This window comes from Bradyrhizobium sp. CB3481 (assembly GCF_029714305.1).
GTDB lineage: Bacteria > Pseudomonadota > Alphaproteobacteria > Rhizobiales > Xanthobacteraceae > Bradyrhizobium.
Genome location: NZ_CP121647.1, coordinates 4,172,220 through 4,197,532, shown reverse-complemented (window position 1 = coordinate 4,197,532; position 25,313 = coordinate 4,172,220). Strand labels below are relative to the sequence as shown.

Genomic DNA, 25,313 nt, shown 5'->3' with positions numbered 1-25,313 from the left:
CTTTCCTAGTGCAACAACACGCGGTTCTTGGACAGAAACAGCCGCTGGCCGTCCGCCGCGCCTTCGACCACGAGGTCCCATTGACCTGGCGCGATGGCTTCCGCATTTCCGCGATAGATGCCGATCCCGACTTCGGCGAGCGAGACCGAGAGGTCGGCGCGGCGGTCGGTCGGCCGCTCGAACCGGCCCTGGAATTTCAGGCCGGATATCGGCCGGCCCAGATTGTCGCGCGCTTCGACCTGCACTGTCGCACCACCCTGCCCGCTGCGCTCGACATGGGCCTCGACCTTCCAGTTGCGCGCGCTCTGCGCCTGCGCGGTCGCGATCTCCTTTTGATAGGCAAGGCTGGCGCTGTAGGCGCTGTCCACCTCGGTGCCTGGCAAGGTCTGGATCGCAAGCCGCATCATGATGACGTTGACGCCGATCACCACGCCGAAGAACGCCACCATCGTGAAGAACACCATTCGCCCGGTAACGGGTCGTGACGGTTGGGCCGGAAACATCTGGACGCTCCTCAGAGAATTCATGGCGACACGAAATGATCGGTGGCAGAGGCAACCTCGCCGAGCCCGATATCAGTGACGCGGAAGTTCACCGGGACGGACTTCTCGGGATTGTTCTCCGCGGGCGCCGTGACCAGGATTCGCAGTTCGGTCGTCGTGTCGCGCGCCAGGATGATCACCGGTCGATCCTGTGTTACCGAATCGGCACCGACGATGTGGAGCGTGGCATTGACCGGGCCATCGACATCGATCGCAATGGCGCGGTCGAAGCCGCGCTTGTTCAGAAAACGCACGGTATAGGCATTCCGGATCGATCCGTCAGAGAGTTTTACAGCGACCGGATTGCGGTCATGCAGCACGTTGATGTCGAGCAGCGTGCGCGTCAGCATCGCATAGAGCATGATGGCGCCGACGGCGGCGATTAACGCGGCATAGGTGATGGTGCGGGGCCGCACGATGCGATAGATCGGCGGCTTGCCTTCCTGGCGGCGGTGAATGTTGATGTCATTGTCGTAACCGATCAGGCGGGTCGGCCGGCCGATCTTGGTCATGACCGTGTCGCAGGCGTCGATGCAAAGGCCGCACTGGATGCAGTCGAGCTGCGAGCCGTTGCGGATGTCAATGCCGGTCGGGCAGACCGCCACACATTGATAGCAATCGACGCAATCGCCGACCGGCTGGCCGAGCGCGCGCAGCTCGTTCGCCTTTTTCAGCGACGTGCGCGCCTCGCCGCGATCGTACTTGTAGGTGACGTTGAGCGCCCATTCGTCGGTCAGCGCCGCCTGGATGCGCGGCCACGGGCACATGTAGACGCAGACCTGCTCGCGCATCCAGCCGGCGAAAATGTAGGTCGTCGCGGTCAGGATGCCGATCCAGATATAGGCAATCATCGGCGCCTGGAAGGTGATGAGCTGCTTCACCAGGGTTGGCGCGTCGTTGAAATAGAGCACCCAGGCACCGCCGGTCCACCAGGCGATCATCAGCCAGATCGAATGCTTCAGCAGCATTTCGGCGAAACGCTCGAGCTTCATCGTGCCCTTGGCTGCGTCCTTGCGCATGCGCTCGCGCCTGTCGCCCTCGATCAACCGCTCGACGGCGTAGAACAGGTCGGTCCAGACCGTTTGCGGGCAAAGATAGCCGCACCAGATGCGGCCGCCGACGGCGTTCATCAGGAACAGCGTTAGCGCGGCTACGATCAGCAGGCCGGTGAAGTAATAGACTTCCTGCGGCCACAGCTCGATGAAGAAGAAATAGAAGCGGCTATTCGGCAGATCGACCAGCACCGCCTGGTCGGGCGCGCCGAGACCGCGGTTCCAGCGCACGAACGGCAGCAAATAATAGACGCCGAGGCAGAACGCCATCAGCCCCCATTTAGTCCGGCGGAAGGTGCCGGAGACGCTTTGCGGGTAGACTTTCTTGCGCGCCGCATAAAGCGGCGCGTTGTCATCAAGCTCAAGGTCGGTCGGGTTCACGGTCTTGTTCATCGCTGGGTCTATCTCTTAAGGCATTCACTGTAGACCCAGCCCCGCAACCACGTTTGATCCACCTCAAAGGAGGCGGTGCCGCAGCATCGCGCGGCGGCTATTTGCCTCCGCCGAGCGAGTGCACATAGACCGTCAGGGCCTTGATGGTGGACGGGTCGAGCCGGCCCACCCAGGCCGGCATGACGCCAGCGCGGCCGTTGCTGATGGTCTCGATCAGCGTTGCCTCGTCCGATCCGTAGAGCCAGATCTTGTCGGTCAGGTTGGGCGCGCCGAGCTCCTGGTTCCCCTTGCCATTGTCGCCATGGCACGCGACGCAATTGTCCGCGAAGAGTTTTGCGCCGGCGGCCGCGTTGTAGCCGGCGGCCGTCGGCAAGCCCGAAAGCGACCGCACGTAATTGGCGACGGTGACGATCTCGTCCTTCTTGAGAATGCCGTCCTTGCCGAAGGCCAGCATGGCACCCTCATGGGCCTTCGAATGGCCGGAGCGCGCGCCGAACTGGATCGTCTGCATGATCTGGTCGAGGCTGCCGCCCCATAGCCATTCGTCGTCGTTCAGGTTGGGATAACCCTTGGCCCCCGCCCCGCCGCTGCCGTGGCACGGCGCGCAGTTGTCGCCGAACACCGTCTTGCCGCGGGCACGGGCCAAGGCCAGCAGGGCCGGATTCTTCTCGATCTCCTCCAGCGAGGCGTTACCGAGCGCCACCATCTTGTCGCCGCGGATCTTTTCCAGATTGGCGAGTTCGGTGGCGACGTCGGCGCGGGTCGAGTAGTTCCAGATGCCGGTCGTATGGCTCCAGAGCAGCGGCCAGGCCGGATACACGATCCAGTAGCCGATCGCCCAGACAATGGTCAGATAGAAAGTGATCACCCACCAGCGCGGCAGTGGCGTGTTGAGCTCCTTGATGCCGTCCCACTGGTGCCCGGTGGTCGACGTTCCGGAGACGTGATCGATATCGCTGTGTTCGGTCATGATCGGCTCACTCCTCGCGCAAAGGCATTTTCGCCGCTTCGTCGAAGACGGCTTGGTTGCGCGGCCAAAGGGCGTAGGTCAGAATTGCAATGAAGATACCGACGAAAATCGGCGTCCAGATCGATGTGACGAGGTCCGATGCGATGTTGTGGGCCGTGAGGATTGCTTTCATCGTTCTGCCTCAGCGAAGATTTGCTTTTTCGTTGTAGAGCTTGAAGTCGACCAGCGTGCCGAGCATCTGCAGGTACGCCACCAGCGCGTCCATTTCCGTGGGCGCGCCGCTCTTGCCGTCGAAATTGCGGGCAACCGCCTTCGGGTAACGCTTGGTGAACGCATCAACGCCGGGATTGTCCGGGTCCGCCTGCGCCTTGAGATCGGCGACGGCGTTGGCAATCTGGTCTTCCGAATAGGGCACGCCGACCGTGCGGTTGGTGCGCAGATGGGCCGCAATGCCGGCTTCGTCGACTTCGGTCCGCGACAGGAAGGCGTAACCGGGCATCACCGACTGCGGCACGATCGCGCGCGGATTGTTCAGATGCGTGACGTGCCATTCGTCGGAATATTTGCCGCCGACGCGCGCCAGATCGGGACCGGTGCGCTTCGACCCCCACTGGAAGGGATGATCGTACATGCTCTCAGCCGCGAGCGAATAATGGCCATAGCGCTCGATCTCGTCGCGCAGCGGACGAACCATCTGCGAGTGGCAGAGATAGCAGCCTTCGCGGACATAGACGTTGCGCCCGGCAAGCTCGAGCGGCGTGTAAGGTCTCACGCCGTCGACCTTCTCGATCGTGCTCTTGAGATAGAACAGCGGGGTGATTTCGACCAGGCCGCCGATCGCGATCACCACGAGGATGCCCGCGATCAGGACGATCGAGTTCTTTTCGAAGATTTGATGGCGTGACCAGAAAGACATGTCTATCGCTCCTCATTCCGCCGGCTGAAGAACGACGGACGACTGCACTTCCGCTTCGCCTGCCCGCACCGTCATCCAGAGATTATAGGCCATGATCAACGACCCGATCAGGAACAGCGCTCCGCCAGCGGCGCGGATGATGTAGAAGGGATGCATCGCCTCCACGGTTTCGATGAAGGAGTATTCGAGGAAGCCGAGCGAGGTGTAGGCGCGCCACATCAGGCCCTGCAGGATTCCCGACACCCACATCGCCGAGATGTAGAGCACGATGCCGATAGTGGCGGTCCAGAAGTGCCAGTTGACGAGCTTCAGGCTGTAGAGGCCCTTGCGATTCCACAGCCATGGGATCAGGCAGTACAGCGCGCCGAAGGAAACGAAGCCGACCCAGCCCAGCGCGCCTGAATGCACGTGGCCGATGGTCCAGTCGGTATAGTGGCTCAGCGAGTTCACGACCTTGATCGACATCATCGGCCCTTCGAAGGTCGACATGCCGTAGAAGGCGACCGACACCACGAGCATGCGCAGTACGGGATCGGTGCGGAGCTTGTCCCAGGCGCCTGACAGCGTCATCAGGCCGTTGATCATGCCGCCCCAGGACGGCATCCACAGCATGATCGAGAACGTCATGCCGAGCGTCTGCGCCCAGTCCGGCAGCGCCGTGTAGTGCAGATGGTGCGGGCCGGCCCAGATGTAGAGGAAGATCAGCGCCCAAAAGTGGATGATCGACAGCCGATAGGAATAGACCGGCCGCTCCGCCCGCTTCGGAATGAAGTAGTACATGATGGCGAGGAAGCCGGCGGTCAGGAAGAAGCCGACCGCGTTATGGCCGTACCACCACTGGAACATGGCGTCCTGCACGCCGCCCCAGGCAATGTAGGACTTCGAGCCGAACACCGAGACCGGCAGCGCAGGATTGTTGCCAAGGTGCAGCACGGCGATGGTGACGATGAACGCGAGATAGAACCAGTTGGCGACGAAGATGTGCGGCTCTTTCCGCTTGATCACCGTCATCAGGAAGACCAACAGATAGACCACCCAGACGATCGTCAGCCAGAGATCCGCGTACCACTCGGGCTCTGCATATTCCTTTGACTGGGTGACACCGAGCAAATAGCCGGTGCCCGCGACGAGGATGAAGAAGTTGTAGCCGATGACGACAAACCACGGTGCCAGATCGCCTGCCAGGCGCACGCGGCAGGTCTTCTGCACGACGTATAACGAGCTTGCGATCAGCACATTGCCGCCGAAGGCGAAGATCACCGCGGAGGTGTGCAGCGGCCGCAGGCGGCCGAAACTGGTCCATGGCAGATCGAGATTGAGCGAAGGCCATGCGAGCTGGGAGGCAATCAACAGCCCGACCGCAAATCCTGCGATGCCCCAGAATACCGACATCACGGCCGAGAACTTGATCGGGCCCATGTTGTAGTTTGGCCGGCCGTTGATTTCCTGCGGCGGCAAGGCTGCCGGGCGCGCGAAATACCGGTTGCCGATGGCAATCACCGCCGCAAGGCTGGCGGCGGCCGAAAGCGCTGCATGGAAGGCAAATGCCGGATCGAGCGCCTTCGCCATGGCGAACAGGCACAGGAACGCGGACAGCGAAAAGACCAGCACCAGACCGGCTTCGCCGTGTGTCATCGATTTTGCGGTTGGAGATTGGATCATGGGTGTGAGTCTCTTCTGCGGATACCGGTCTCACTGATCACAGCTTCGCGATGCGCTAATTGATCGAAGTCAATTTCCGTCCGATTTGCTGAGATCGGTGTGGGGTGGAGTTGGAACCGAGCGAATTCAGCAACAGCATGGGCCGATCGGCAGGTAGGTCTGCGCGCTGCCCTGTTCCGGAGCATCATCAAGCTGGTTCGCACGTTCTTTCACGGCGCTTGTCGAATCGCGTCTCGTCGAAAGCCCGTAAAGTTCCGGATGCGAATGATCGCACGCTTCGGCTGATACCTTCGGCTTGAACCTCGCCGCGACGGCGCGCATGCGGCGAGCGACAGCGGCAGCCAGTCTTTCAATATCTGCGAACATGATCGTCACAACGAGACCTCACAGGACCAAGCGAAACAAAAGCGCGGTCCGGCGCTCGACGTCTTGAGGTGGATCAATGAATTGAGATCATTGCAGACCCGCAGCGCGGATCTGCGGAATGGCCTGCGCCCAAAATGATGTTCGGAAGGATAACTGCCCCTCCCCGAATGCGATCAGAATGGGCGACGCTTCGCCGATGACGAATCGGCCAATTGCTTCGGGCGTGTTTGCATGTCGCCCCAGTACAGCACGGCAGCAAAAATCGCGAACGCTGCGACGATGCAGATGGTCACGAGTAATGAATCGATAGGCATGCGGCTGACCTCCTCCTATGACGGAGAAAACATGCCTGCGAGCCGGAGCCGGGGCTTTGACCTGCGTCAAACGCGACGCGATTTGCGCTGATGTTTCTAAGCTGCAGCCATGGCGGCGGCGCGGTCCGCGTCCAACAGACGGACACCGCCGGCGACGATGATAAGCATCTTCTCGCGTTCAAACCGGGTGAGCGTGCGGCTCACGGTTTCAATCGTCAGTCCCAGGTAATCAGCGATGTCCTGCCGGCTCATCGGCAGTGCGATGGTTTGCCTGGTGTCGCCGATCTGGGCCAGGCGTTCGCGCCAGCCGACGATGAAGGAGGCGACCTTCTCTTCCGCCGTGCGCCGCCCGAGCAGCAACATCTGTTCCTGGGCCAGCATGAGCTCGCGCGCCGCGAACTCATTGATCCGAAGCAGAAAATGCGGTCGCTGTTCGATAAATTGCGTGAATGCTTCTCTGGAAAGACGGCACCCCGTCACGGCATCGATGGCATCCGCCGAGAAAGTATAGCGATCGGACGGCGCGGTGCCGAGAAAATCGCCCGGCAGCGCGAAACCGATCACCTGACGCCGCCCATCCGGCAACAATTTGTACAATCGCGCAACGCCGGAGGTCAGGCTATGGACCGAATGCGCGAGCTGACCCGCCGTGAACAGCGCCTCATTGGGGGCAAGATGAAGATGGCGGGCGATCCGCTCGAACTCCGCAAGATCGTTCTGGTCAAGTGCGCCACAGATGCTGAGAGAGCGAACGGTACAGGCTGAGCAGCGGCCGAAACTTGCCCGATTCGGAGAGATGGTTCGTATCATTACCGCTGCCTGTTCGAGCGTCGGATCGACGCGATGTCTCATGCGATTACGGCGGGACCCGACGATCAGGAGATATAATTCATTGTAGCGGATCCACCGCCGGCCAGTTGATCCAGATCAAGTTGACCGGCGATAAAGCAGCCACAGTGGGCTTTGGGCTGGAAGCGCATTTTTCCACGGAGCTGAAGCTGCAATGATCGGACGAATTCTGATTCCGCTTGCGTTTACGTTCATCTCTCTGACGCCGGCGATGGCGGTTTCGCCTCAGGAGCAGCGCGGCAAGACATTTGCGCTCAACAATTGTGCGAAGTGCCATTCGATCGACAAAGTGTCGCCGAGCCCGCTCAAGATCGCGCCGCCGTTCCGCACGCTGCACAAGCGCTACCCGATCGAGACGCTCGGAGAGGCGCTGGCGGAGGGAATCTATACTGGCCATCCGACGATGCCGGCGTTCCAGCTCGAGCCCGACCAGATCGGCGATCTGCTGGCCTATCTGAAGACGCTTGAATAGACGGACGATCCGGGGCAGGGCTGCCCCTCCCCTCCCCCCGATTCATGAGCAGTGGTTCCAGCACCTAGTAAGCCTGCACCGTCCAGGCAATCATGCCCTTTGCAATTCTGCCGAATGCGTCGCCGAACGCGGCGACGGCTTCCGCCGGCGCGATGGTCGCGAACTTCTCGCGTTCTTCGAATAATCGTGAGGCAACGACCTTCCCGTTCTTGTCGACGATCCTCGCCGACAGCGAGATCTCGGCCGTCGGACCGGGCTCAACGGCGATGCGGAATCGCCTGACGTCGATCAGCAACTGGAATTCGGCCTGCCCGATATCGGCCGCGCGCAGCGGCGCATGCGCGATGTCATAATTTTCAAAACTTTCGACCAGTCGCGCCTGGATCAGCTTCGGCAGCGCATCGGCCCACATCGCCTCCGCAAAGCCCGGATGCTCCTGCGCTGGCGAAAACAGGAAGCGTTGCGTCTCCAGCATGGCGATGGCCGTCGGTTCCGGAATGGCCCATTGCACATTGATCACCTTGCCGACCGGACCCGGATCTTGCAGCGCGCGCAGATCATAGGTGATCTTCGGCGGCGGGCTGGTGGCCCCGGTCATGCGTTCGAGGCCGGCGACGATGCCATCGAGCTTGCCGGTATTGCGCGCCAGGCCCTCCGAAAACACTTTGAAATTGGTGATCGTGTCCTTCAGCGCGCCCGAATTCTCCGACAGCACCGTATCCACCTTGCGAAGTGCGTCACGCGCCGCCTGGGTCATGCCCTGCCCTGCACCCGGCTCGGCGATGAGCGTCGGCACTTCCCCGCCCTGTGCGACCTGGGTGCCGCCTTCGAGTGCGATCACGGGCACGCCGGTCAGGCCCTGGAACTCCAGGCCCACCTTGGTGTCGGCGCGCACCGGCGTCGTCGATGCAACCGAGATGATCGCATGGACGCCGCGCGGGTTGCCGGGCGTGAGGCCAAGCTCAGTGACTTCGCCGACCCGAATGCCGTTGAACAACACGGCAGCGCCGACAAGCAGTCCGGGCACCGAGCCCTCGAACTGCACGCGATAGCTGGCACGCGGGCCAAGCCCGCCGGTATTCTGCAGCCAATAGACAAAGCCGAATACGGCCACGATGGCTGCGAGGACGAAGGCGCCGACAATGACGAAGGGAGCGCGGGTTTCCATCTGTTAGCTCGCTGAGGGTTGCAGCATCTGGGAGCGCTTGCCGTGAAAATAGGCCCGCACCCAGGGATGCTCGGATCGAAGCAGTTCTTGCATGGGACCGACGGCGACGATCTTGCCGTCGGCCAGCGCCGCGACGCGGTCGCAGACGGTATTGAGGCTGGCGAGGTCGTGGGTGACCATGAACACGGTCAGGCCCAGCGTCTTCTGCAACGTCTTGATCAGCGCATCGAAGTCGCCGGCGGCAATCGGATCGAGCCCAGAGGTCGGCTCGTCCAGGAATACGATCGCAGGATCGAGCGCCAGCGCCCGCGCCAGTGCTACACGCTTGGTCATGCCGCCGGACAGTTCGGAGGGAAACTTGTCGCCATCTTCCGCCGTCAGTCCGACCATTTCGAGCTTGGCGGTCGAGATCTCGTCCATCAGGGCTTCCGACAGATCGAGATTTTCGCGCAACGGAAACTGGATGTTCTGGCGCACTGTCAGCGACGAGAACAGAGCGCCCTGCTGAAACAGGATGCCCCATCGCCCGGCCGCGCTCCGCGTCGTGCGGTCATGATTGATCTTTGAACCCATCACCTCGATCTCGCCGCCCTGGCGCGGGATCAGGCCGATGATGGTCCGCATCAGGACGGACTTGCCGCCGCCGGAGGCGCCGACCAGGCCGAGGATTTCACCACGGCGCACGTCCAGCGCGAGATGGTCGATCACGGTGTGACGGCGGAAGCCGACCACGAGATCGCGTACCCTGATAGCAAAGGGCTGTGCAGCTTCCTGCATCGCTACATTCCGAGCGACGCAAAGAACACCGCGAACAGCCCATCGAGCACGATCACCAGGAAGATCGACTTGACGACCGAGGTGGTGGTCTGCTTGCCGAGCGATTCCGCGCTGCCCTTGACGCGCAGGCCTTCGCTGCAGGCGACGATGCCGATCACCAGCGCCATGAACGGCGCCTTGATGATGCCGACCTCGAAATGGGTGACCGAAACCGCCTCATGCAGCCGTGCCAGGAAGATCGCCGGTCCCATGCCGCCGTAGAACCAGGCGACGAGCCCGCCGCCGTAGAGCGCCGCCACCGAGCCGATAAAGCTCAGGATCGGCAGCGCGCAGACCAGCGCCAGAATTCGCGGCAGCATCAGGACCTCGATCGGGTCCAGCCCCATGGTCGAAAGCGCGTCGATCTCCTCGCGCATCTTCATCGAACCGAGCTCGGCCGTGTAGGCACTGCCCGACCGTCCCGCGACCATGATGGCGACGATCAGGACGCCAAGCTCGCGCAGAACGAGGATGCCGACCATGTCGACGACGTAGGAATCCGCACCGAATTTGCGGAAATGGAAGATACCTTGCTGCGCGATGATGGCGCCGATCAGGAAGGTGATCAGGACGATGATCGGTATCGCCTGCCAGCCGACGCGGTAAAGTTGGTAGGTCAGCGATGTCACCCGCAGCGATCTCGGCCGGCGCAGGACGCCGAGAATGGCAAAGCACAGCGCGCCCAGCATCTGCAGGAATGCGGCGATGTCCTCGCTGGCGCCGATCGTGGCGCGGCCGATATCGCCAAGCTTGGCGATGACTGGATTGCCTGCTCGCGGCAACGCGGGCGTTCGGCGATTGACCTGGCGAACCTCGTCGATCAAGCCGCTGTAATTCTCCGCAATGCCGACAATATCCGCACGGTGACCGGCGGCGGCAGCCCGCCGCGACAGTTTTTCCAACAGCCAGGCGCCGATCGTGTCGAGTTCGCGTACCCCGGCCATGTCGACCTTGAGGGCGGCAGCCCGATCAAGCTGGGGCGCAACGTCACTGGAAAGTTGCTCCAGCGTTGCCGCGTTCGCCGCCGTCCAGGAACCGGTTGGACGCAATTCGAGCACATCGCCCGATGGCGTCGCCGTTAGCAGAGGTGCGGTCGCCAAGATGGTATTCCCTCAACTGAGCATTCCGCTTTTTCTCTAGGCCGCTGGCCCAGAGCCCATGTTGACCTGCCTCAAGGCATCGGCTGCGGGTCCAAAAAAGCTGCGGTTGACCCAAATCAAGTGATGTTACGGCCGGCTCGCCTAGGGTTAGCGCCACGGGAAAAGCGAGCAAAGACGATGTTTGGATCGGGCGATTTGGGTGATGAGCTGCAGGCGCTGAAAAGCGAGATGTCGCGCCTATTGCATGTATCCGCCGACGACATGCTTGGCGCCGCGAAAAGCGAATCCGAAGCGCTGATCGGCCAGATCAAGGCCGCCTTGGGCGAACTCGGCGAAACGCTGGGCCATGAAGAGGCGCATGTCGAGAAGCTGGTTGCCGAGCGGCCGATTGCGGCGCTGACCTCCGCCTTCGCGCTTGGTATCACGATCGGCTACATGTTGAGGAGACAGTGACGTGAACAGCGAAAACGTCGTCAAGCATTTGCGCGCGCTTTGGCGCACCGATCGCATCATCGCCGAAATCCGGATGCGGCACATGCTGGTCGGGCTCGGCATGCGGGCGTTTGCCGCGCTGATTGCGGCGTTCGGCCTGTTGATGCTGGAGCTGTCGGCCTATTTCGCGCTGGTGCAGGTCTGGAGCGCGATCTCCGCGGCCGCGATTCTCGGCGTCGTCAATTTCGTGATTGCAGCCGTCCTGTTCGTGATCGGCGGACGACCGCCCGCGGGTCGCGAGCTCGAGCTGGCCACCGAGATTCACGGCTCCTCGGTCGAAGCGCTACAGATCGAGGCCCGCGCGCTGCAGTCGCAGTTCACCGGCATGGTGCATCATCCCCTGAACAGCGCGTTGCCGGTCGTTCTGGTGCCGCTGATCACGATGATCATCAAGAGCCTGAAGAAATCCAGAGCACACGCGTCAGAGGCAAAGGCCGCAGCCGAGCCGCAATGATCGCGACGGCCCTCGCCTCACCCCGAACAGCCAAGGAGCTACATCAGATGTCCAAGACCAGAACCAAGACCCAGCCGCAACCGATCCTAAACAGCTCTCTGCCGCGGCAATTCCGGCAGTTCCGTTTCGCGCTGGCCCGCGAGCCCAGCCATCCCGAGGGCGACGCCGACGTGGCCTACATCATCGTCGCGCCGCTCGATTCCGAAGATCGCATCGATGCAAAATTGTGGCGCGAGCATCGCGAGGCCTGCCGGGTCGTGCGCCAGCGGCCGGATGAGCGCGACAAGCATGGACACCTGGTTCACCGGCCCGGCGGCGGCTGGGCCTTCCACTATGATGACGGCGAAACCAGCGTGCCGGACGAAGTCGGCTATCACTTCGCGGACGAACGCTTTGTCGTCGGCGAGTATGTTTCGCTCAACGAAGGTGGCAAGATGCACACCTATCGGGTCACGGCGGTCTCGTATCTTTGAGTGATGACACCGTTTTCCGGCCTTAGTGAAGCCGACGCAGCGGCCCGGCGAAGGGCCGAGGGGTACAACGAGCTCCCGCAAGCGGATCGGCGCACGCCATTCCGGATCGCGATCGAGGTGCTGCGCGAGCCGATGCTGGCGCTGCTCCTGGTCGGGGGCATCGTCTATCTGGTGCTCGGCGACCTCAAGGAGGCGATCATCCTGGTTGCCTTCGCGACCATGTCGATCGTGATCACCGTGGTGCAGGAGACGCGCACCGAGCGGGTGCTCGAAGCGCTGCGCGACCTGACGAGCCCGCGCGCGCTCGTCATTCGGGACGGCGAACGCAAGCGGATCGCCGGCCGGGACGTCGTGCGCGGCGACCTCATCATCCTCTCGGAAGGCGACCGGGTGCCCGCCGACGCCGTCCTGCTGCGCTGCAATGACCTGCAGGCGGATGAGTCGATGCTGACAGGCGAATCCGTGCCGGTGCGCAAAGTCGCTTGGGACCACCGCGCCAGATCCGAACCGCAGCATCCGGGCGGCGATGACCTGCCGCAGGTCTTCTCCGGCTCGCTGGTGGTGCGAGGCTCGGGGCTGGCGGAAGTCACTGCGATCGGCGTGCAAAGCGAGATCGGCAAAATCGGCCAGTCGCTCGCCACCCTCGAAACTGAGCCGCCACGCCTGCAGGCGCAGACAAGACGCGTTGTGCGCCTGTTTGCCGTTCTCGGCGGCGGCGTTAGCCTGCTGGCGGTCCTGCTCTACGGCTTCATGCGCGGCGGGTGGCTGGACGCCGTGCTGGCCGGCATTGCGCTCGGCATGTCGATGCTGCCGGAAGAATTTCCGGTCGTCCTGACCGTCTTCATGGCCATGGGCGCCTGGCGCATTTCGCTGGCGCGCGTATTGACGCGGCGCGCCGCCGCCATCGAGACGCTGGGCTCTGCGACCGTGCTGTGCACCGACAAAACCGGCACGCTGACCGAAAACCGGATGACCATCGTCGAGCTCAGGCTAAAGGATGGAACCGTCTTTCAGCCGTCTGGCAAATCGGAGATGCCAGAGCTATTCCGCGATTTGAGCGAATTCGGCCTACTGGCGAGCGCGCCCGAGCCTTTCGATCCAATGGAGCGTGCCTTCCACACGCTGGCGCGCGAGCGGCTGAGCGAGGCCTCATATCAGCATCCGAACTGGAAGCTGGCGCATTCCTACGGCCTTCGGCCCGGCCTGCTTGCCGTAACGCACCTCTGGCAAGCGGATGCCGATCAGCCGGAATATGTCGTCGCCACCAAGGGAGCTCCCGAAGCGATCGTAGGCCTTTGCCGGTTAAGCGCGGCCGACCGAGCCGCGCTGACGCGATCGAGCGACGCCATGGCCTCCGCCGGCCTGCGCGTGCTTGGCGTGGCGCGCGCCACTCATGCCGGGCCGCCCTGGCCGGCCTCCCCACGGGAAATCGAATTCGAGTTCCTGGGCCTCGTCGGCCTTGCCGATCCCTTGCGCGCCAGCATCGTCGCGGCGGTCCGAGAATGCCGGTCCGCCGGCATCAAGACCGTCATGATCACCGGGGATTATCCGGCAACCGCCAAGGCGATTGCGCACCAGGCCGGGCTCGAACGCGGCGATCTCATTACCGGCGAACAGCTCGAGAAGCTGAGCGAGGCGGAATTGACCGACCGGGTCGAAACCGCAGCGGTCTTCGCGCGCATCTCGCCGAACCAGAAACTTCGCATCGTCAACGCCTACAAGAGCAAAGGCGAGGTCGTCGCGATGACCGGCGATGGCGTCAACGACGCCCCGTCGCTGAAGGCAGCCCATATCGGCATCGCGATGGGCGGGCGCGGAACGGATGTGGCGCGCGAGGCTTCCGCCATAGTGCTGCTCGACGATGATTTCGGCTCCATCGTCAAGGCGATCCGTCTCGGGCGGCGCATCTATGACAATCTGCGCAAGGCGATGAGCTTCATCTTTGCCGTTCACGTCCCGATCGCGGGATTGGCGCTGCTGCCGCTGGTGTTCGGGCTGCCCATCCTGTTCGGCCCGATCCACATCGCCTTTCTCGAAATGGTGATCGATCCCGTCTGCTCGCTGGTGTTCGAGGCCGAGACAGAGGAAGACGATGTCATGCGGCGTCCGCCGCGCGCTTCCGACGAGCCGCTGTTCTCGCGCGCGCTGGTGCTTTGGAGCCTGCTGCAGGGACTGCTGGCGTTTGCGGCGGTCGCCGCCATTTTCATCATGGCGCTGCGATGGGGCATGCCTGTGCCCGAAGTGCGGGCGCTGGCGTTCTTTTCGCTGGTTGTCGTGATCGTCAGCCTGATTCTGGTCAACCGCTCCTTCAGCGCATCGCTACTGACAGCGCTGCGGCGGCCAAACCGCGCCCTCGCCGTGGTGCTGATCGTCGTTGCGATCATCCTAGCCCTCACCCTGCTCTGGCCATTTGCAAACCATCTCTTCGCCTTCGGTCCGCTTCACGCCGACGATCTGGCCCTGACGCTCGGCGCCGGCCTTGTCGCGCTGCTCGTGCTGGAGATGATCAAACCGCTATTGCACCCGCGGCTGCACGCCGCAGCTCGCCAAACCCGGCCGCTTGCGATGGATCAAACGCCCACGCCGACGGAGCTCTAGATTACCTTTCGAAAAGGAGAGTCCCATGGCGTTCAAGGACATTCTGCTGACATTAACGAGCTATCCCGATCCCACTCCCGCCTCGGTCGCCGAGGACGCCGTTGCGATCGCGGCCGCTTTCGGGGCGCACTTGTCGGCCGTGGCCTGCGAGGTGCATGTCGAAGTGCCCGGGCACTTCCTCTCCGGCGCCACGGCCAACATCCCCGGGATCATCGCCGGCGAGACCGAAAAGAGCCGGAGCAATGCCAGGGCGATGCTTGCCGCATTCGATGCCACCGCCGAGAAGTCGGGCATCATGCATGAAACCTATCTCGAAAAATGCCCGACCTACGCCGTACCAGATCTGCTGGTAGATCACGCAAGGCTTCGCGACCTCACCGTCGTCCCGGTGCCAGAGAGCTGCGACCAGTGGTACGCCGAAGCCGTGATCTTCGGATCGGGACGGCCCACCCTCGTGCTGCCCGAGACGCCGCGGGCGCGTCCTTTCGAACTCCGGACCGTCGCTGTCGCCTGGGATTTCAGCCGTGCCGCCGCCCGTGCGGTTTCCGACGCAATGCCGCTCCTGGAAAAAGCCAAGCAGGTGCGCATCGTCACCGTCACCAACGAGAAGAAGCTGGACAGCAAGCATTCTGCTGAAGCGCTGGCCAGGAACCTCGCGCGCCACGGCATCGACGTGGTGCTCGACAAGGTCGACGCGGCCGGCCGGCGGATAGGCGAGGTGCTCGAAGCCTACACCGCCTCGCACAAGGTGGATGTCCTCGTGATGGGCGCCTATGGCCATGCACGATGGCGCGAGTTCATCCTGGGTGGCGCCACCAAGAGCCTACTGTCAAAGCCGCCGCTGCCGATTCTGTTTTCGCATTGATGGCCAGCCGTCGCCTGGACGCCCCACCAACGACGCGGCTGCGGCGCTCGAGCCGTAGCTAAAGCCTCAGCCTGACGTTGCAGATGTCGTGCTCCTGAGGGTCCGACCTCACGTCGAAGCCGAGACTGCGGCACATCGACAGCATCACCGTGTTGTCCGCCAGAACATCGCCTGAAATGGCCTTCAGCCCCTCGGACTTCGCATATTCGATGATCATCTGCATCAGCGCCCATCCGAGCCCCCTGCCCTTGAGATCGGACCGCAACAGGATCGCATATTCGCCGCTCTCGTAAATCGAGTCCGAATGGATTCGGACTACGCCGACGAGGTCGCCCGTCGTCTCGTCGAAGGCGACAAACGCCATGGCTCGCGCATAGTCGAGCTGGGTCAGGCGGGCGATGAACTCATGGGAAAATTCCTTCATTGGGGCGAAGAACCGCAGCCGCAGGTCGTGCATCGTGACGTGCTTGAGCATCTGGTGGATCAGCGGCTCGTCTTCGGGCCGGATCGGACGGACGAACACGCGCCAGCCGTCCTTCACCTCGATGTGCCGTTGCCATTGCGAGGGATACGGCCGCACGGCGAAATTCGCCGGGCCTGAACCGCGGAACTTGCGCTCTACCCGCCCGATCACGACTCGGGCATCGACCGCCAGCACGCCGGCCTCGTCCGCGAGCAGCGGGTTGATATCGAGCCCGCGAATTTCGGGAACGTCCGCTGCCATCTGCGCCAGCTTCACCAGCACCATCGCAACCGCGTCCTGCTTGACCGCCGGCACGTCGCGATAGGCGCGCAGCAGCCGTGACACGCGGGTGCGTTCGATGAGGCTGCGTGCCAGCTGCAGGTCAAGCGGCGGCAATGCCAGCGCCTTGTCGTTGATGATCTCGACCGCCGTCCCGCCGCGGCCGAATACGACGACGGTTCCGAAAATCGGATCGTCGGCAAGGCCGAGAATGAGCTCGCGTGCCTTGGCCCGCACCACCATCGCCTGCACCATCACGCCCGAAATCCGCGCCTCCGGACGCAGCGACCGGGCACGCTCGAGAATCTCGGCCGTGGCCTTTCGCACGGCATCGGCGCTGGTGAGGTTGAGCACCACGCCACCGACGTCGGATTTGTGCACGATGTCGCGTGACATGATCTTGAGCACAACAGTCGAGCCTTGTGCGAACAGCGCGTTCGCATGCGTGACCGCCTCTTCGGCATCTGCGGCGGCGAAGGTCGGCACGACAGCGATATCGTAGGCGTCGAACAGCCGCTTGATTTCGATCGGATCGAGCCAGGAGCGGCTGTCGGCAAGCGCCGCGGCAACGATCTGCCGTGCGGCATCGACGTCGGGCACGAACTCGCTCGGCATCGCGGGCGGAACCTGCGCCAGCGCCTCCACCACCTCGCGATGCCGGACCAGATGCATGAAGCCGCGCACGGCATCATCTTCGGTCGGATAGTTCGGGATGCCCGCGCCGCTCAGGAGATCGCCGATCGAAGGCTCGGCGCCGACCCAGACCGCGAGGACGGGTTTTGGCGACATGCGGCGGCCCGCGCGATATTCCTGCACAACTTCCTTCACGGCCGCCGCGATCTCGTCGGCGCGCGCGATCGCCGTCTGCACGTTCATCACCAGCACGGCGTCGTTTTCGGGATCGGCCAGCAGCGCTTCGAGCGCTGCAGCATAACGCGCCGCATCGGCATCGCCGACGATATCGACCGGATTCGATTTCGACCATGTCGGCGGCAATGCGGCATTCAGTTTCTCGCGGATCGCCGGCGAGATGGCCGCGGGAATGCCGCCGAGCTCGACCAGGCGATCGACGGCCAGCACGCCGATGCCGCCGCCATTGGTGAGGATGGCAAGCCGCTTTCCGGGAGGCGATTTCAGTCGTCCGAGGGTCTCGGCGCAGTCGAACAATTCGCGCAAGTCCGACACGCGCAGGATGCCGGCGCGTTGAAACGCAGCGTCGTAAACCGCATCGGAGCCAGCCAGCGCGCCGGTATGGGTTGCAGCCGCCCGCGCGCCCTGCGCCATCCGGCCCGACTTGACCACCACGACCGGCTTGATCCTGGCGGCGGCGCGCGCCGCCGACATGAACTTGCGGGCATCCTTGATCGCCTCGATGTAGAGCAGGATGGCGTGGGTCTTTTCATCCAGCGCGAAATAATCAAGCAGATCGGCGATATCGACATCGAGCTGGTCACCGATCGACACGATGCCCGAAAAGCCGACGGCCCGCTGCGCCGCCCAGTCGACCATTCCTGCGGCGATAGCGCCGGACTGCGAAATCAGCGCCAGATGTCCGGCCGCCGGCATGTGCGCTGAAAAGCTGGCATTGAGGCTGACGCCCGGCATCATGATGCCCAAGCAATTCGGGCCGATCAGCCGCATGCCGTAGTTATGCGCCGCCCGCTCCGCGGCTTCCGCCAGCGAGCCTGCTCCGTGGCCGAGCCCCGCGCTGACAATGACCGCTCCCGCCGTACCGCGCCGGCCCGCCTCATCGATCAGATCCGGGATGGTCCGAGCCGGTGCAGTGAGCACAACAAGCTCCGGCGCAAACGCCAGTTTGGCAATGCTGCGGGCAGTCGCGACACCATCGATCTCGTGATAGCGCGGATTGACGAGGCCGAACTCACCCTTGAACTGGGCTTTGCGAATATTGTTGAGAATGGCGCGGCCGACCGAGCCGTGGCGGGGACTGGCCCCGACCAGCGCAACGGAATGCGGCGAAAGCAGCTTGTTCAAGCGATATGTAGACATCGTTCTCTGATATCAGGCGGTTGCGGACGTTCTGTGACGCGAGGCAGATGTTCGACGCAAAGCGACCTTGGCGACAGGTTAACCCGGAACGGTCGCTGCGTGAATCGTGTTGGTCAGGATCGTGGAACTAGTGGCGAACGTATTCGCCGGGTGCGTCAGGCAGGTGCTTTGAAGCGTCGACACCGATGCAGGGCAGCCCGGACGGTTCACCGGACCGTGCAGAGAGCCACTGGGTCCATTCGGGCCACCACGATCCCTCGACCTGCGGTACCGTGTTCAGCCATTCGTCGGGGCCGACATAGGTGGCGTCCGCCGTCTTGGTCTTGATGCGATAGGTGTGCCCCGGTTCGCCAGGGGGCGCTACAATTCCCGCATTATGGCCGCCACTGGTCAGAAGAAACGTCACGTCGGCATCGACCTGGTAATGAATCTTGTAGACGGACTTCCACGGTGCGACGTGGTCGCGGAGGGTGCCGACGACGAACATCGGCGTGTGAATGTCCGACAAGGAGATCGGCTTGCCGTCGACGACATAGCGTCCCCCGGCAAGGTCGTTGTTGAGGAACAGCTCGCGCAAATATTCCGAATGCATCCGGTATGGCAGCCGGGTCGCATCCGCGTTCCAGGCCATCAGGTCGCTCGGCGGCGCTCGCTCGCCCATCAGATAGTCACGGGTGAGCCGTGACCAGATCAGGTCGTTCGAGCGAAGCAGCTGGAATGCACCCGCCATTTGCGTGGTATCGAGCACGCCACGCTCCCACATCATATCTTCCAGGAACGCAACCTGGCTCTCATTGATGAACAGCGTCAGCTCGCCCGCCTCGGTGAAATCGGTTTGCGCGGCGAGCAGGCTGATCGACTTCAGCCGATTGTCGCCATCGCGCGCCATGGTGGCGGCCGCGATCGACAGCAGCGTGCCGCCGAGGCAATAGCCCAGCGCGTGCACCTGTCGGTCCGGAACGATATTGCCGATCGTATCGAGCGCGGCTTCGACGCCGAGCTTCCGATAGTCATCAAATGCGATCTCGCGGTCGGCGGCATCGGGATTTCGCCAGGAGATCAAGAAGACGGTGAAGCCCTCACCCGTGAGATATTTCACCAGCGAGTTCTGCGGCGATAGATCGAGAATGTAGTATTTCATGATCCATGCCGGCACGATCAGGATCGGCTCCGCATGCACCTTCTCCGTGGTCGGATAATATTGGATCAACTCGATCAGCTCGTTGCGAAACACGACCTTGCCGCGCGCGGTGGCGACGGTTTCGCCGACGACGAAATTGCCCGTCGCGACAGGGCCGAGCTCCGCCGACGCCAGGTGTACCCAATCGTCGCAGAAATTGTGCCAACCACGCACGAAATTGTTGCCGCCGCTCTCGAACGCTCTGCGCAGCACTTCCGGATTGGTCGCGGCGAAGTTGGAAGGCGACATCACGTCAAGCATCTGCCTTATCGAGAACTCGACGATCGCCTCGTTCTGCTTCGAGACGCCACGCACGCCGGTGGTCGCATTGTGCCACCATTGCTCGCCGAGCAGAAACGCCTGCGCCATCAGATTGAATGGCGGCTGCTCCCATTCCGGCCGGCCGAATCGCTTGTCCTGCGGCTGTGGCCTGATCAGCGACCACGGCCCCTGCCCCGGCAAGAAGAAGCGCTGCGTGGCGTCGAGGAGGCGCTTGGCGTCGAGCAGGGCCTCGTGCCCGATCTCCATTTGCCGCTGCGGCGACGAGGCCAGATGCAATAGCCAGTCGGAGTAGGCCAGCAAGAGCGCAGCCGGCGAAATGCCGGCGCTGAGGCGGGCCAGCATCGCGTGCACGGCGCGATCGGCCTGATACCTCTCGGTTCCGCCTGTCCCTTCGGCCGGCGTTGACGGCTGCGGCTCGGCCGGACCAGTCGATTTACCGCCCTTGCCTTCAGGTGCACGCTGGCGAAGCGGCAAAACGACAGCTTCCGCCGTCGGCGGGTGCGATTTCCCGTGCATGCTATTGACCGATCAGTTTAGGGACCGGCCATTGATCAGGTTCGACGTGGCCGCGATCATCCGCTCGCCGTGCTTGAACAGCCGTTCGGAGTCGCGGCGGCAGAAATCAAGCTGATGCTGGCCGCATTCCTGGCACATCGTCTTGATGTCTCTTACGGAATGCGCTGCCGCCATCTTAGCGACGAACTCCGTGAACAGATGCATTTCGGTCCGCGTTCGCTCCAGCATCTGGTCGCCGAGGAATACCATCTCCTCGAACATCATCCGCTGCGCGCCGAGCATGAACTCGAGCGCGCCCTGGTTCAGCCTGGTGGCTTCAGCTTCCGCATTCGCGATTTCCGGAAGGGACCTGGAAGCGGCCCGCACAGACAGCTCTGACATGACAATCTCCGATCTGAGTTCCGCCGAACGATATTGGCCGGTGTCGGTTCGGACATTGAGGTGCATCAAACTGGCGGCTTTGCGACGTCGGCCGCAATCAAGCCGATCGGCACCAGGAACCCGCCGTGGCTAAAGGCCACGCCCTGCGCATTCAAGTTCAATGCGACATCAGCACCGGGACGGTCATGCAGTCGAACATGCTGCGCGTGACGCCGCCCAGAATGCGCTCGTGCAGTCGCGAATGGCCGTAACCACCCATCACGAGCAGGCCTATGTTGCTCTCCGCAGCAATCGACAGAATGGCGCTCTGGATGTCGCTGTGATCCGTGATCAACTGTTGTGCCCTGGCTGGAATGCCACGTCGACCCAGATGCGCGACGATCTGATCCGACGAGGCTTCACCCGCCTGCTCATTGATTGCAATCACGGTGACGGCCTTCGCACCCATCAGGAACGGCATGGCATCGTGCAGCGCACGGGCGGCGAGGCGGCTGCCGTCCCAGGCGATCCCGACATGATGGGCATCGAGCGGCCCCTTATGGATATAGGGAACCATCAGCATCGGTCCGCCGGAGTTGAACAGGATCTGCTGCGGAATTTCATTGTCATAGCTGGCCCTGGAGTATTCCGGCTGCAGCACGATCGTCATGTCGTAAAGCCGCGCCAGCGCGCTGATGGTCTGTCCGGCCTCGGCAGGGATCGCCACCAGCGTCCTGGTGCCATAGGCAATCTTGGCCAGCTTGGCTTCGATCTCGAACACCGCAATGGCCGCGTCCGCCCTTTCCTGCGCACGTTCCTGTTCGGCGCCCATCACCGCGGCAACGGCAGCGCCGCCGCCATCCACGATCATCCCGGCCGCGGTCATCGATTCGTAACCGGCGGATATGGCATCGAGATGCGAGCGGCGGGCGATGGTCAGTGCGACGGCAACATCGATCACCGGCCGTACCGGGCGCTCGGAGGGAATATGAACCAGAATGTTCCTGAACATCGCCATTCTCCCATTGATTCGTGAGGGCTGCGCCCCTTCCCTGGCGGCGATACGGTAATTGATAATGACCAGCCGAAATTGACGCACATCAAACCCGGCGGTGGCCCCACGCACATGAAGGCGTCAGGTGGTCTCGGCGTTTTTGAGGTCGCGGTAGGCCGCAATAGCTGCGTCCAGCAGTTTTTCTGTGCGATGACGATAGGCTGGGGGATGCGTCTTGGCGCCTTTGCCGTTTGCGGACGGCGATGTGTCGGCATGGTCGGCAAATCGCTTCAGATCGCGGAGATCACCCAATGTGCGCTGCAGTTGCTTTGCCGGCCGGTGAAGTTGCTGCCATTCGTCACGCCCCCGGAGCGCGTCCGTTTCCCTCAGCGCTTCCAGCATGTAGCGCAAACGCTTGGCCTTGATCCTCAGCCGGTGACGGGGCGACGCGCCCAACGTTTTCAAGTGCCGGCCCTTGCGGACCAGCCGCTTGTGCCAGCGGCCAAGCTCACCTGTGCAATAACCTTGCAAGGCCTCCTTGTTCTGGCTCCGCCGGTAGCGCTCCAGCCAGGCTCCCCGCCTGATCCAGCCGGCCAGCGCCGTTACCAGGCGCTGCGTCCGCCCCGAGCGCAGGCAGCGCACCAGGCGGCGATGATCGCGCATCTGCCGCTCGTCGAGGCGCTGGCCAATCATGCGCTGCGTCCAGGCGCGATAGCGCTTGCGGCGCGAATATTCCACGACGACATCGCTGTCGCGGGCGGCACCGAGCGGGCCATTCAGCCAGGCGATTTCCTTCTTGAGGCGTAGCCATTCCGCATCGACCACGATCGGTGCGAAAAACGCCACGGCGGCACGTAACCGCGTGATCGCAACCCGGATCTGGTGCACGGCCTCGGCGTCCCCCGCGCATGCGCTACCGTGGTTCGTCTCGATGGCCGCGACGCAGTCCAGCGCTATCGTCTGAAATGCCGTCGCACAGTCGATATCCGGGGCCCCAGCGGCCTTGCGTCGGCTCGGCGTTCTGGCCGGATCGGCTCGCATCTTCAACGCTCACCAGGCTGTGCAGGCAGGAAAATCCGGGCACCCGCCAGCGTCTGGTCCGGCGTTCCCGAGGCGTTGATCCTATGCCAGTTTACCGCGCCGATCGCTGCGGCTTCCTGTTTCAGTGCGACATTTCGTGTCGCGTCGGAGGCATCGTCCTTGCGCTGTTCGATGCGCGCCAGCCGTGTCTCAAGGTCGGCCGTCAGAAACAGGCCGAGAAAGCCTACCCCCTGCTTGGCGGCCAGATCGGCAATTTCTGTCCGCTCGGCCTCCTCCATGTATACGGCGTCGACCACGACCGAGCAGCCCTGAACGAGGACGTGACGCGCGGTGTCCAAGAGTTCGTCATATACCCGTTTCGAAGTGTCGGGCCGATAGGCGGATTCCGGCAGCGCGACGGATTCATTGGTGCCGAAGAGATGCTTACGAACCACGTCCGAGCGCACGATGAGCGCCCCGGGCAGTGGCTCGACAAGACTCGCAAGTTGCCGCGCCAGCACCGATTTCCCGGTGCCCGACAACCCGCCGATCGCAACCAGCAGCGGCGGATTGGGCTTGACGAGCCGTCCCGCCAAATCGAAATAACGTTTCGCCTGCTGCCGGGCGCTTTCGCCATCTGTCGCGCTTTCGCTCTTGACGAACAGCACATGCGCCCGGATGGCCGCCCGGATCGACAGGAAGAGCGGTAGCAGGTGCAGGCCATCGAGGCCTTCCTTCCCTGCCCCCGCAAGGTACCGATTGTATACGGTATTTGCCGCCGCCGCCTGCTCGAAGTGGATGAGGTCCATCAACGTGAACGCCAGATCGTAAAGCACATCTGTCGTGGCGATGACGGGATCGAATTCGATGGCATCGAACAGCAGCGGCCGGCCGCCCACCAAAGCAACATTGGCGAGATGCAGATCGCCGTGGCAACGGCGCACGTAGCCTTGCTCGGCACGCTGCCTGAGCAGCGGTTGCAATCTCGTCACCCAATCGCGGCTCGCAGCATCGAGTTGATCGACGGCGCCGGTGTCGAGCCCGCGCGCGGCACGAAATTTTGCGGTATTGCGCTCGATGATGGGTAGGATCGACGAAAGCCAGCTTTCACCATTCCTGCGCGGTGCATTGGCGTGCGAGCGCAGGATCGCGTCGGCGAGTGCCGCAGCAAGGGACGGCTCGATTGTCTTCGACGACGCAACCTGATCGAGCGACTGCGTCTCGTCGAACCGCGTCATTTCGACCGCCCATTCAACCGCCGTGCCGGCCCCGTCGATTGCGAACGCGCCGTCGGGCTCGCGTGTAATGGCGACGACGCGCCGGTAGAGCTCGGGGGCGTTGCCGGCGTTGACTTTCAGCTCCTCCTCGCAGGCGCGCTTGCGCTTCTCCAGCGTCGAATAATCCAGGAACGGCAGACGCACGGCACGCTTGATCTTCAATGCCCGATCGGTGCCGAGAAAAACCATGGAGGCGTGCGTATCGATCCGCTTGCCGCCCTGCGCCGGCCCGAAGTTCGAGCCATCGAGGAAATCCAGCACCTGCCGCTGCAGATCAGCGTCGGAGACGGCAATGTCGGCGGGCGGTCGCTGGGTCACGGCTGCAGCACCGCCGCACCGGTGATCTCGCCGGCTCGCAATTTTGCGAGGACTTCATTGGCTTCCCGCAACGGAAAGACGCTGGTGTGCGTCCTGATGTCCGCCTGCGCGGCGATCTTGAAGAATTCGATCCCGTCGTCACGCGTGAGGTTGGCCACCGAAAGCAGTTGGCGCTCCTGCCAGAGAAGCTGGTAAGGGAACGAAGGGATATCCGACATGTGAATGCCGGCGCAGACCACGCGCCCTCCTTTGCGCACGGCGCGCAAGGCCAGCGGCACGAGGCCGCCGACCGGCGCAAAAATGATCGCAGCATCGAGCGGCACCGGAGGCGGATCCACCGATGAGCCGGCCCATTCGGCGCCGAGCGATTTCGCAAGACCTTGTGCCTCGACATCGCCTGCGCGGGTGAACGCGTAGACCGAGCGGCCCTGCCAGCGGGCGACCTGCGCGATGATGTGGCCGGCCGCGCCGAAACCGAAGATGCCGAGCCGTTTGCCTTCGCCCGCCATGACGAGCGAGCGCCATCCGATCAGGCCGGCGCAAAGCAATGGCGCGATGGCAATGTCGTCGCCGGCTTCGCCGAGCGGAAAGCAGTAGCGGGCGTCGGCGACGATATGCGTGGCAAAGCCGCCGTCGCGCGTATAACCGGTGAAGCGCGGCCGGTCGCAGAGGTTTTCCCGGCCGTTGCGGCAATACGGGCATTCACCGCAGGTGTAGCCGAGCCAGGGAACGCCGACCCTCTCACCGATCGCAAGCGACCTCACGCCGGCGCCAAGGGCCGTCACCCGTCCGACCACCTCATGGCCTGGCACGATTGGATAGGTGATATTGGGCAATTCTCCATCGACGACATGCAGATCGGTCCGGCACACGCCGCAGGCTGCGACCTCGACGCACACGTCAGCGGGCCCGGGCGCCGGGTCCTCCCGCGTCTCAAGGCGCAGCGGCAATCCGGGCGCCGTCAGGACCATGGCGTGCATTTCGTCCGATATCCTCACGCAAGCGTGTGCAGCCTATCCGGTGCGACCCGACCGCGTTTGATCCGCATCAATCGCATCCAAGCCGGCTTTCTCTAGCATGACTGCATCAACCGCGCTGCACCAGCCGTGGCG

Annotated in this window: 25 protein-coding genes; 6 read left to right on the top strand and 19 right to left on the bottom strand. The window is 63.1% G+C overall.

Annotated elements, in window-relative coordinates; all coding sequences use genetic code 11:
* Positions 1–5 precede the first annotated feature (5 nt).
* From QA643_RS20385 to QA643_RS20345, 9 genes are all read right to left on the bottom strand, one after another.
* A complete protein-coding gene (locus tag QA643_RS20385; protein ID WP_283027703.1) occupies positions 6–503 on the bottom strand; it encodes a FixH family protein in 498 nt (165 codons plus the stop codon).
* A 20-nt stretch (positions 504–523) separates the two neighbouring features.
* Complete coding sequence (ccoG, locus tag QA643_RS20380; RefSeq protein ID WP_283027702.1) at positions 524–1,987, bottom strand: cytochrome c oxidase accessory protein CcoG; 1,464 nt, start codon at positions 1,985–1,987, stop codon at positions 524–526.
* 97 nt (positions 1,988–2,084) lie between these two features.
* On the bottom strand, positions 2,085–2,957 hold the full coding sequence (gene ccoP, locus QA643_RS20375; RefSeq protein WP_283027701.1) for a cytochrome-c oxidase, cbb3-type subunit III: 873 nt from the start codon (positions 2,955–2,957) through the stop codon (positions 2,085–2,087).
* Positions 2,958–2,964: 7 nt separating this feature from the next.
* Entirely contained in the window at positions 2,965–3,129 is a 165-nt protein-coding gene (locus tag QA643_RS20370) for a cbb3-type cytochrome c oxidase subunit 3 (protein ID WP_283027700.1), read from the bottom strand.
* Between the two features lie 9 nt (positions 3,130–3,138).
* The gene (gene ccoO, locus QA643_RS20365) at positions 3,139–3,873 is read right to left on the bottom strand and encodes a cytochrome-c oxidase, cbb3-type subunit II (protein ID WP_283027699.1); all 735 of its coding nucleotides are present in this window, start codon (positions 3,871–3,873) and stop codon (positions 3,139–3,141) included.
* Positions 3,874–3,885: 12 nt separating this feature from the next.
* Positions 3,886–5,508, bottom strand: a complete 1,623-nt coding sequence (ccoN, locus tag QA643_RS20360) for a cytochrome-c oxidase, cbb3-type subunit I (RefSeq protein WP_283034864.1) — start codon at positions 5,506–5,508, stop codon at positions 3,886–3,888.
* 153 nt (positions 5,509–5,661) lie between these two features.
* The gene (locus tag QA643_RS20355; RefSeq protein WP_283027698.1) at positions 5,662–5,910 is read right to left on the bottom strand and encodes a hypothetical protein; all 249 of its coding nucleotides are present in this window, start codon (positions 5,908–5,910) and stop codon (positions 5,662–5,664) included.
* 164 nt (positions 5,911–6,074) lie between these two features.
* Positions 6,075–6,215 (bottom strand): hypothetical protein, encoded by a 141-nt coding sequence (locus QA643_RS20350; protein WP_283027697.1) that lies wholly within the window; start codon positions 6,213–6,215, stop codon positions 6,075–6,077.
* A gap of 96 nt (positions 6,216–6,311) precedes the next feature.
* Positions 6,312–7,025: a helix-turn-helix domain-containing protein gene (locus QA643_RS20345; protein ID WP_283034863.1), complete on the bottom strand. Its 714-nt coding sequence runs from the start codon at positions 7,023–7,025 to the stop codon at positions 6,312–6,314.
* Between the two features lie 193 nt (positions 7,026–7,218).
* On the opposite strand from QA643_RS20345, the gene QA643_RS20340 reads away from it, so the two are divergent.
* Positions 7,219–7,536, top strand: a complete 318-nt coding sequence (locus QA643_RS20340; RefSeq protein WP_283027696.1) for a cytochrome c — start codon at positions 7,219–7,221, stop codon at positions 7,534–7,536.
* Between the two features lie 64 nt (positions 7,537–7,600).
* On the opposite strand, the gene QA643_RS20335 is transcribed toward QA643_RS20340, so the two are convergent.
* The 3 genes from QA643_RS20335 to QA643_RS20325 are packed head-to-tail and all read right to left on the bottom strand — an operon-like array spanning position 7,601 to position 10,620.
* The gene (locus QA643_RS20335; RefSeq protein WP_283027695.1) at positions 7,601–8,704 is read right to left on the bottom strand and encodes an MlaD family protein; all 1,104 of its coding nucleotides are present in this window, start codon (positions 8,702–8,704) and stop codon (positions 7,601–7,603) included.
* 3 nt (positions 8,705–8,707) lie between these two features.
* Entirely contained in the window at positions 8,708–9,481 is a 774-nt protein-coding gene (locus QA643_RS20330) for an ATP-binding cassette domain-containing protein (RefSeq protein ID WP_283027694.1), read from the bottom strand.
* Between the two features lie 2 nt (positions 9,482–9,483).
* On the bottom strand, positions 9,484–10,620 hold the full coding sequence (locus QA643_RS20325; RefSeq protein ID WP_283027693.1) for an ABC transporter permease: 1,137 nt from the start codon (positions 10,618–10,620) through the stop codon (positions 9,484–9,486).
* 177 nt (positions 10,621–10,797) lie between these two features.
* Between QA643_RS20325 and QA643_RS20320 the strand changes: the two genes are divergently transcribed.
* The 5 genes from QA643_RS20320 to QA643_RS20300 are packed head-to-tail and all read left to right on the top strand — an operon-like array spanning position 10,798 to position 15,502.
* Positions 10,798–11,073: a hypothetical protein gene (locus QA643_RS20320; RefSeq protein WP_283027692.1), complete on the top strand. Its 276-nt coding sequence runs from the start codon at positions 10,798–10,800 to the stop codon at positions 11,071–11,073.
* 1 nt (position 11,074) lies between these two features.
* On the top strand, positions 11,075–11,566 hold the full coding sequence (locus tag QA643_RS20315; RefSeq protein WP_283027691.1) for a phage holin family protein: 492 nt from the start codon (positions 11,075–11,077) through the stop codon (positions 11,564–11,566).
* Between the two features lie 47 nt (positions 11,567–11,613).
* A complete protein-coding gene (locus tag QA643_RS20310; RefSeq protein ID WP_283027690.1) occupies positions 11,614–12,039 on the top strand; it encodes a hypothetical protein in 426 nt (141 codons plus the stop codon).
* A gap of 3 nt (positions 12,040–12,042) precedes the next feature.
* A complete protein-coding gene (locus QA643_RS20305) occupies positions 12,043–14,637 on the top strand; it encodes a cation-translocating P-type ATPase (RefSeq protein WP_283027689.1) in 2,595 nt (864 codons plus the stop codon).
* A gap of 25 nt (positions 14,638–14,662) precedes the next feature.
* Complete coding sequence (locus QA643_RS20300; RefSeq protein WP_283027688.1) at positions 14,663–15,502, top strand: universal stress protein; 840 nt, start codon at positions 14,663–14,665, stop codon at positions 15,500–15,502.
* Positions 15,503–15,560: 58 nt separating this feature from the next.
* Here QA643_RS20300 and QA643_RS20295 read toward each other — a convergent pair whose 3' ends face one another.
* From QA643_RS20295 to QA643_RS20265, 7 genes are all read right to left on the bottom strand, one after another.
* Positions 15,561–18,254, bottom strand: a complete 2,694-nt coding sequence (locus QA643_RS20295) for a bifunctional acetate--CoA ligase family protein/GNAT family N-acetyltransferase (RefSeq protein WP_283027687.1) — start codon at positions 18,252–18,254, stop codon at positions 15,561–15,563.
* 127 nt (positions 18,255–18,381) lie between these two features.
* Positions 18,382–20,058 (bottom strand): alpha/beta fold hydrolase, encoded by a 1,677-nt coding sequence (locus tag QA643_RS20290; protein WP_283034862.1) that lies wholly within the window; start codon positions 20,056–20,058, stop codon positions 18,382–18,384.
* Between the two features lie 186 nt (positions 20,059–20,244).
* Positions 20,245–20,613, bottom strand: a complete 369-nt coding sequence (locus QA643_RS20285; protein ID WP_283027686.1) for a hypothetical protein — start codon at positions 20,611–20,613, stop codon at positions 20,245–20,247.
* Between the two features lie 157 nt (positions 20,614–20,770).
* A complete protein-coding gene (locus QA643_RS20280; RefSeq protein ID WP_283027685.1) occupies positions 20,771–21,604 on the bottom strand; it encodes a universal stress protein in 834 nt (277 codons plus the stop codon).
* A 123-nt stretch (positions 21,605–21,727) separates the two neighbouring features.
* Positions 21,728–22,627, bottom strand: a complete 900-nt coding sequence (locus tag QA643_RS20275) for a CHAD domain-containing protein (RefSeq protein WP_283027684.1) — start codon at positions 22,625–22,627, stop codon at positions 21,728–21,730.
* Between the two features lie 2 nt (positions 22,628–22,629).
* Complete coding sequence (locus QA643_RS20270; RefSeq protein WP_283027683.1) at positions 22,630–24,201, bottom strand: bifunctional aminoglycoside phosphotransferase/ATP-binding protein; 1,572 nt, start codon at positions 24,199–24,201, stop codon at positions 22,630–22,632.
* Positions 24,198–25,181 (bottom strand): zinc-dependent alcohol dehydrogenase family protein, encoded by a 984-nt coding sequence (locus QA643_RS20265; RefSeq protein ID WP_283027682.1) that lies wholly within the window; start codon positions 25,179–25,181, stop codon positions 24,198–24,200. Before QA643_RS20265 ends, QA643_RS20270 begins: the two co-directional genes overlap by 4 nt.
* Positions 25,182–25,313: the final 132 nt, after the last annotated feature.

Coding starts and splice junctions, on each gene's coding strand:
- QA643_RS20305 (WP_283027689.1), top strand. CDS start 12,043: ATGACACCGTTTTCCGGCCTTAGTGAAGCCGACGCAGCGGCCCGGCGA.
- QA643_RS20300 (WP_283027688.1), top strand. CDS start 14,663: ATGGCGTTCAAGGACATTCTGCTGACATTAACGAGCTATCCCGATCCC.
- QA643_RS20280 (WP_283027685.1), bottom strand. CDS start 21,604: ATGTTCAGGAACATTCTGGTTCATATTCCCTCCGAGCGCCCGGTACGG.
- ccoG (WP_283027702.1), bottom strand. CDS start 1,987: ATGAACAAGACCGTGAACCCGACCGACCTTGAGCTTGATGACAACGCG.
- QA643_RS20345 (WP_283034863.1), bottom strand. CDS start 7,025: ATGATACGAACCATCTCTCCGAATCGGGCAAGTTTCGGCCGCTGCTCA.
- QA643_RS20310 (WP_283027690.1), top strand. CDS start 11,614: ATGTCCAAGACCAGAACCAAGACCCAGCCGCAACCGATCCTAAACAGC.
- QA643_RS20320 (WP_283027692.1), top strand. CDS start 10,798: ATGTTTGGATCGGGCGATTTGGGTGATGAGCTGCAGGCGCTGAAAAGC.
- QA643_RS20335 (WP_283027695.1), bottom strand. CDS start 8,704: ATGGAAACCCGCGCTCCCTTCGTCATTGTCGGCGCCTTCGTCCTCGCA.
- QA643_RS20295 (WP_283027687.1), bottom strand. CDS start 18,254: ATGTCTACATATCGCTTGAACAAGCTGCTTTCGCCGCATTCCGTTGCG.
- QA643_RS20370 (WP_283027700.1), bottom strand. CDS start 3,129: ATGAAAGCAATCCTCACGGCCCACAACATCGCATCGGACCTCGTCACA.
- QA643_RS20285 (WP_283027686.1), bottom strand. CDS start 20,613: ATGTCAGAGCTGTCTGTGCGGGCCGCTTCCAGGTCCCTTCCGGAAATC.
- QA643_RS20340 (WP_283027696.1), top strand. CDS start 7,219: ATGATCGGACGAATTCTGATTCCGCTTGCGTTTACGTTCATCTCTCTG.
- QA643_RS20350 (WP_283027697.1), bottom strand. CDS start 6,215: ATGCCTATCGATTCATTACTCGTGACCATCTGCATCGTCGCAGCGTTC.
- ccoO (WP_283027699.1), bottom strand. CDS start 3,873: ATGTCTTTCTGGTCACGCCATCAAATCTTCGAAAAGAACTCGATCGTC.
- QA643_RS20290 (WP_283034862.1), bottom strand. CDS start 20,058: ATGCTGGCCCGCCTCAGCGCCGGCATTTCGCCGGCTGCGCTCTTGCTG.
- ccoN (WP_283034864.1), bottom strand. CDS start 5,508: ATGACACACGGCGAAGCCGGTCTGGTGCTGGTCTTTTCGCTGTCCGCG.
- QA643_RS20330 (WP_283027694.1), bottom strand. CDS start 9,481: ATGCAGGAAGCTGCACAGCCCTTTGCTATCAGGGTACGCGATCTCGTG.
- QA643_RS20265 (WP_283027682.1), bottom strand. CDS start 25,181: ATGCACGCCATGGTCCTGACGGCGCCCGGATTGCCGCTGCGCCTTGAG.
- QA643_RS20385 (WP_283027703.1), bottom strand. CDS start 503: ATGTTTCCGGCCCAACCGTCACGACCCGTTACCGGGCGAATGGTGTTC.
- ccoP (WP_283027701.1), bottom strand. CDS start 2,957: ATGACCGAACACAGCGATATCGATCACGTCTCCGGAACGTCGACCACC.
- QA643_RS20275 (WP_283027684.1), bottom strand. CDS start 22,627: ATGCGAGCCGATCCGGCCAGAACGCCGAGCCGACGCAAGGCCGCTGGG.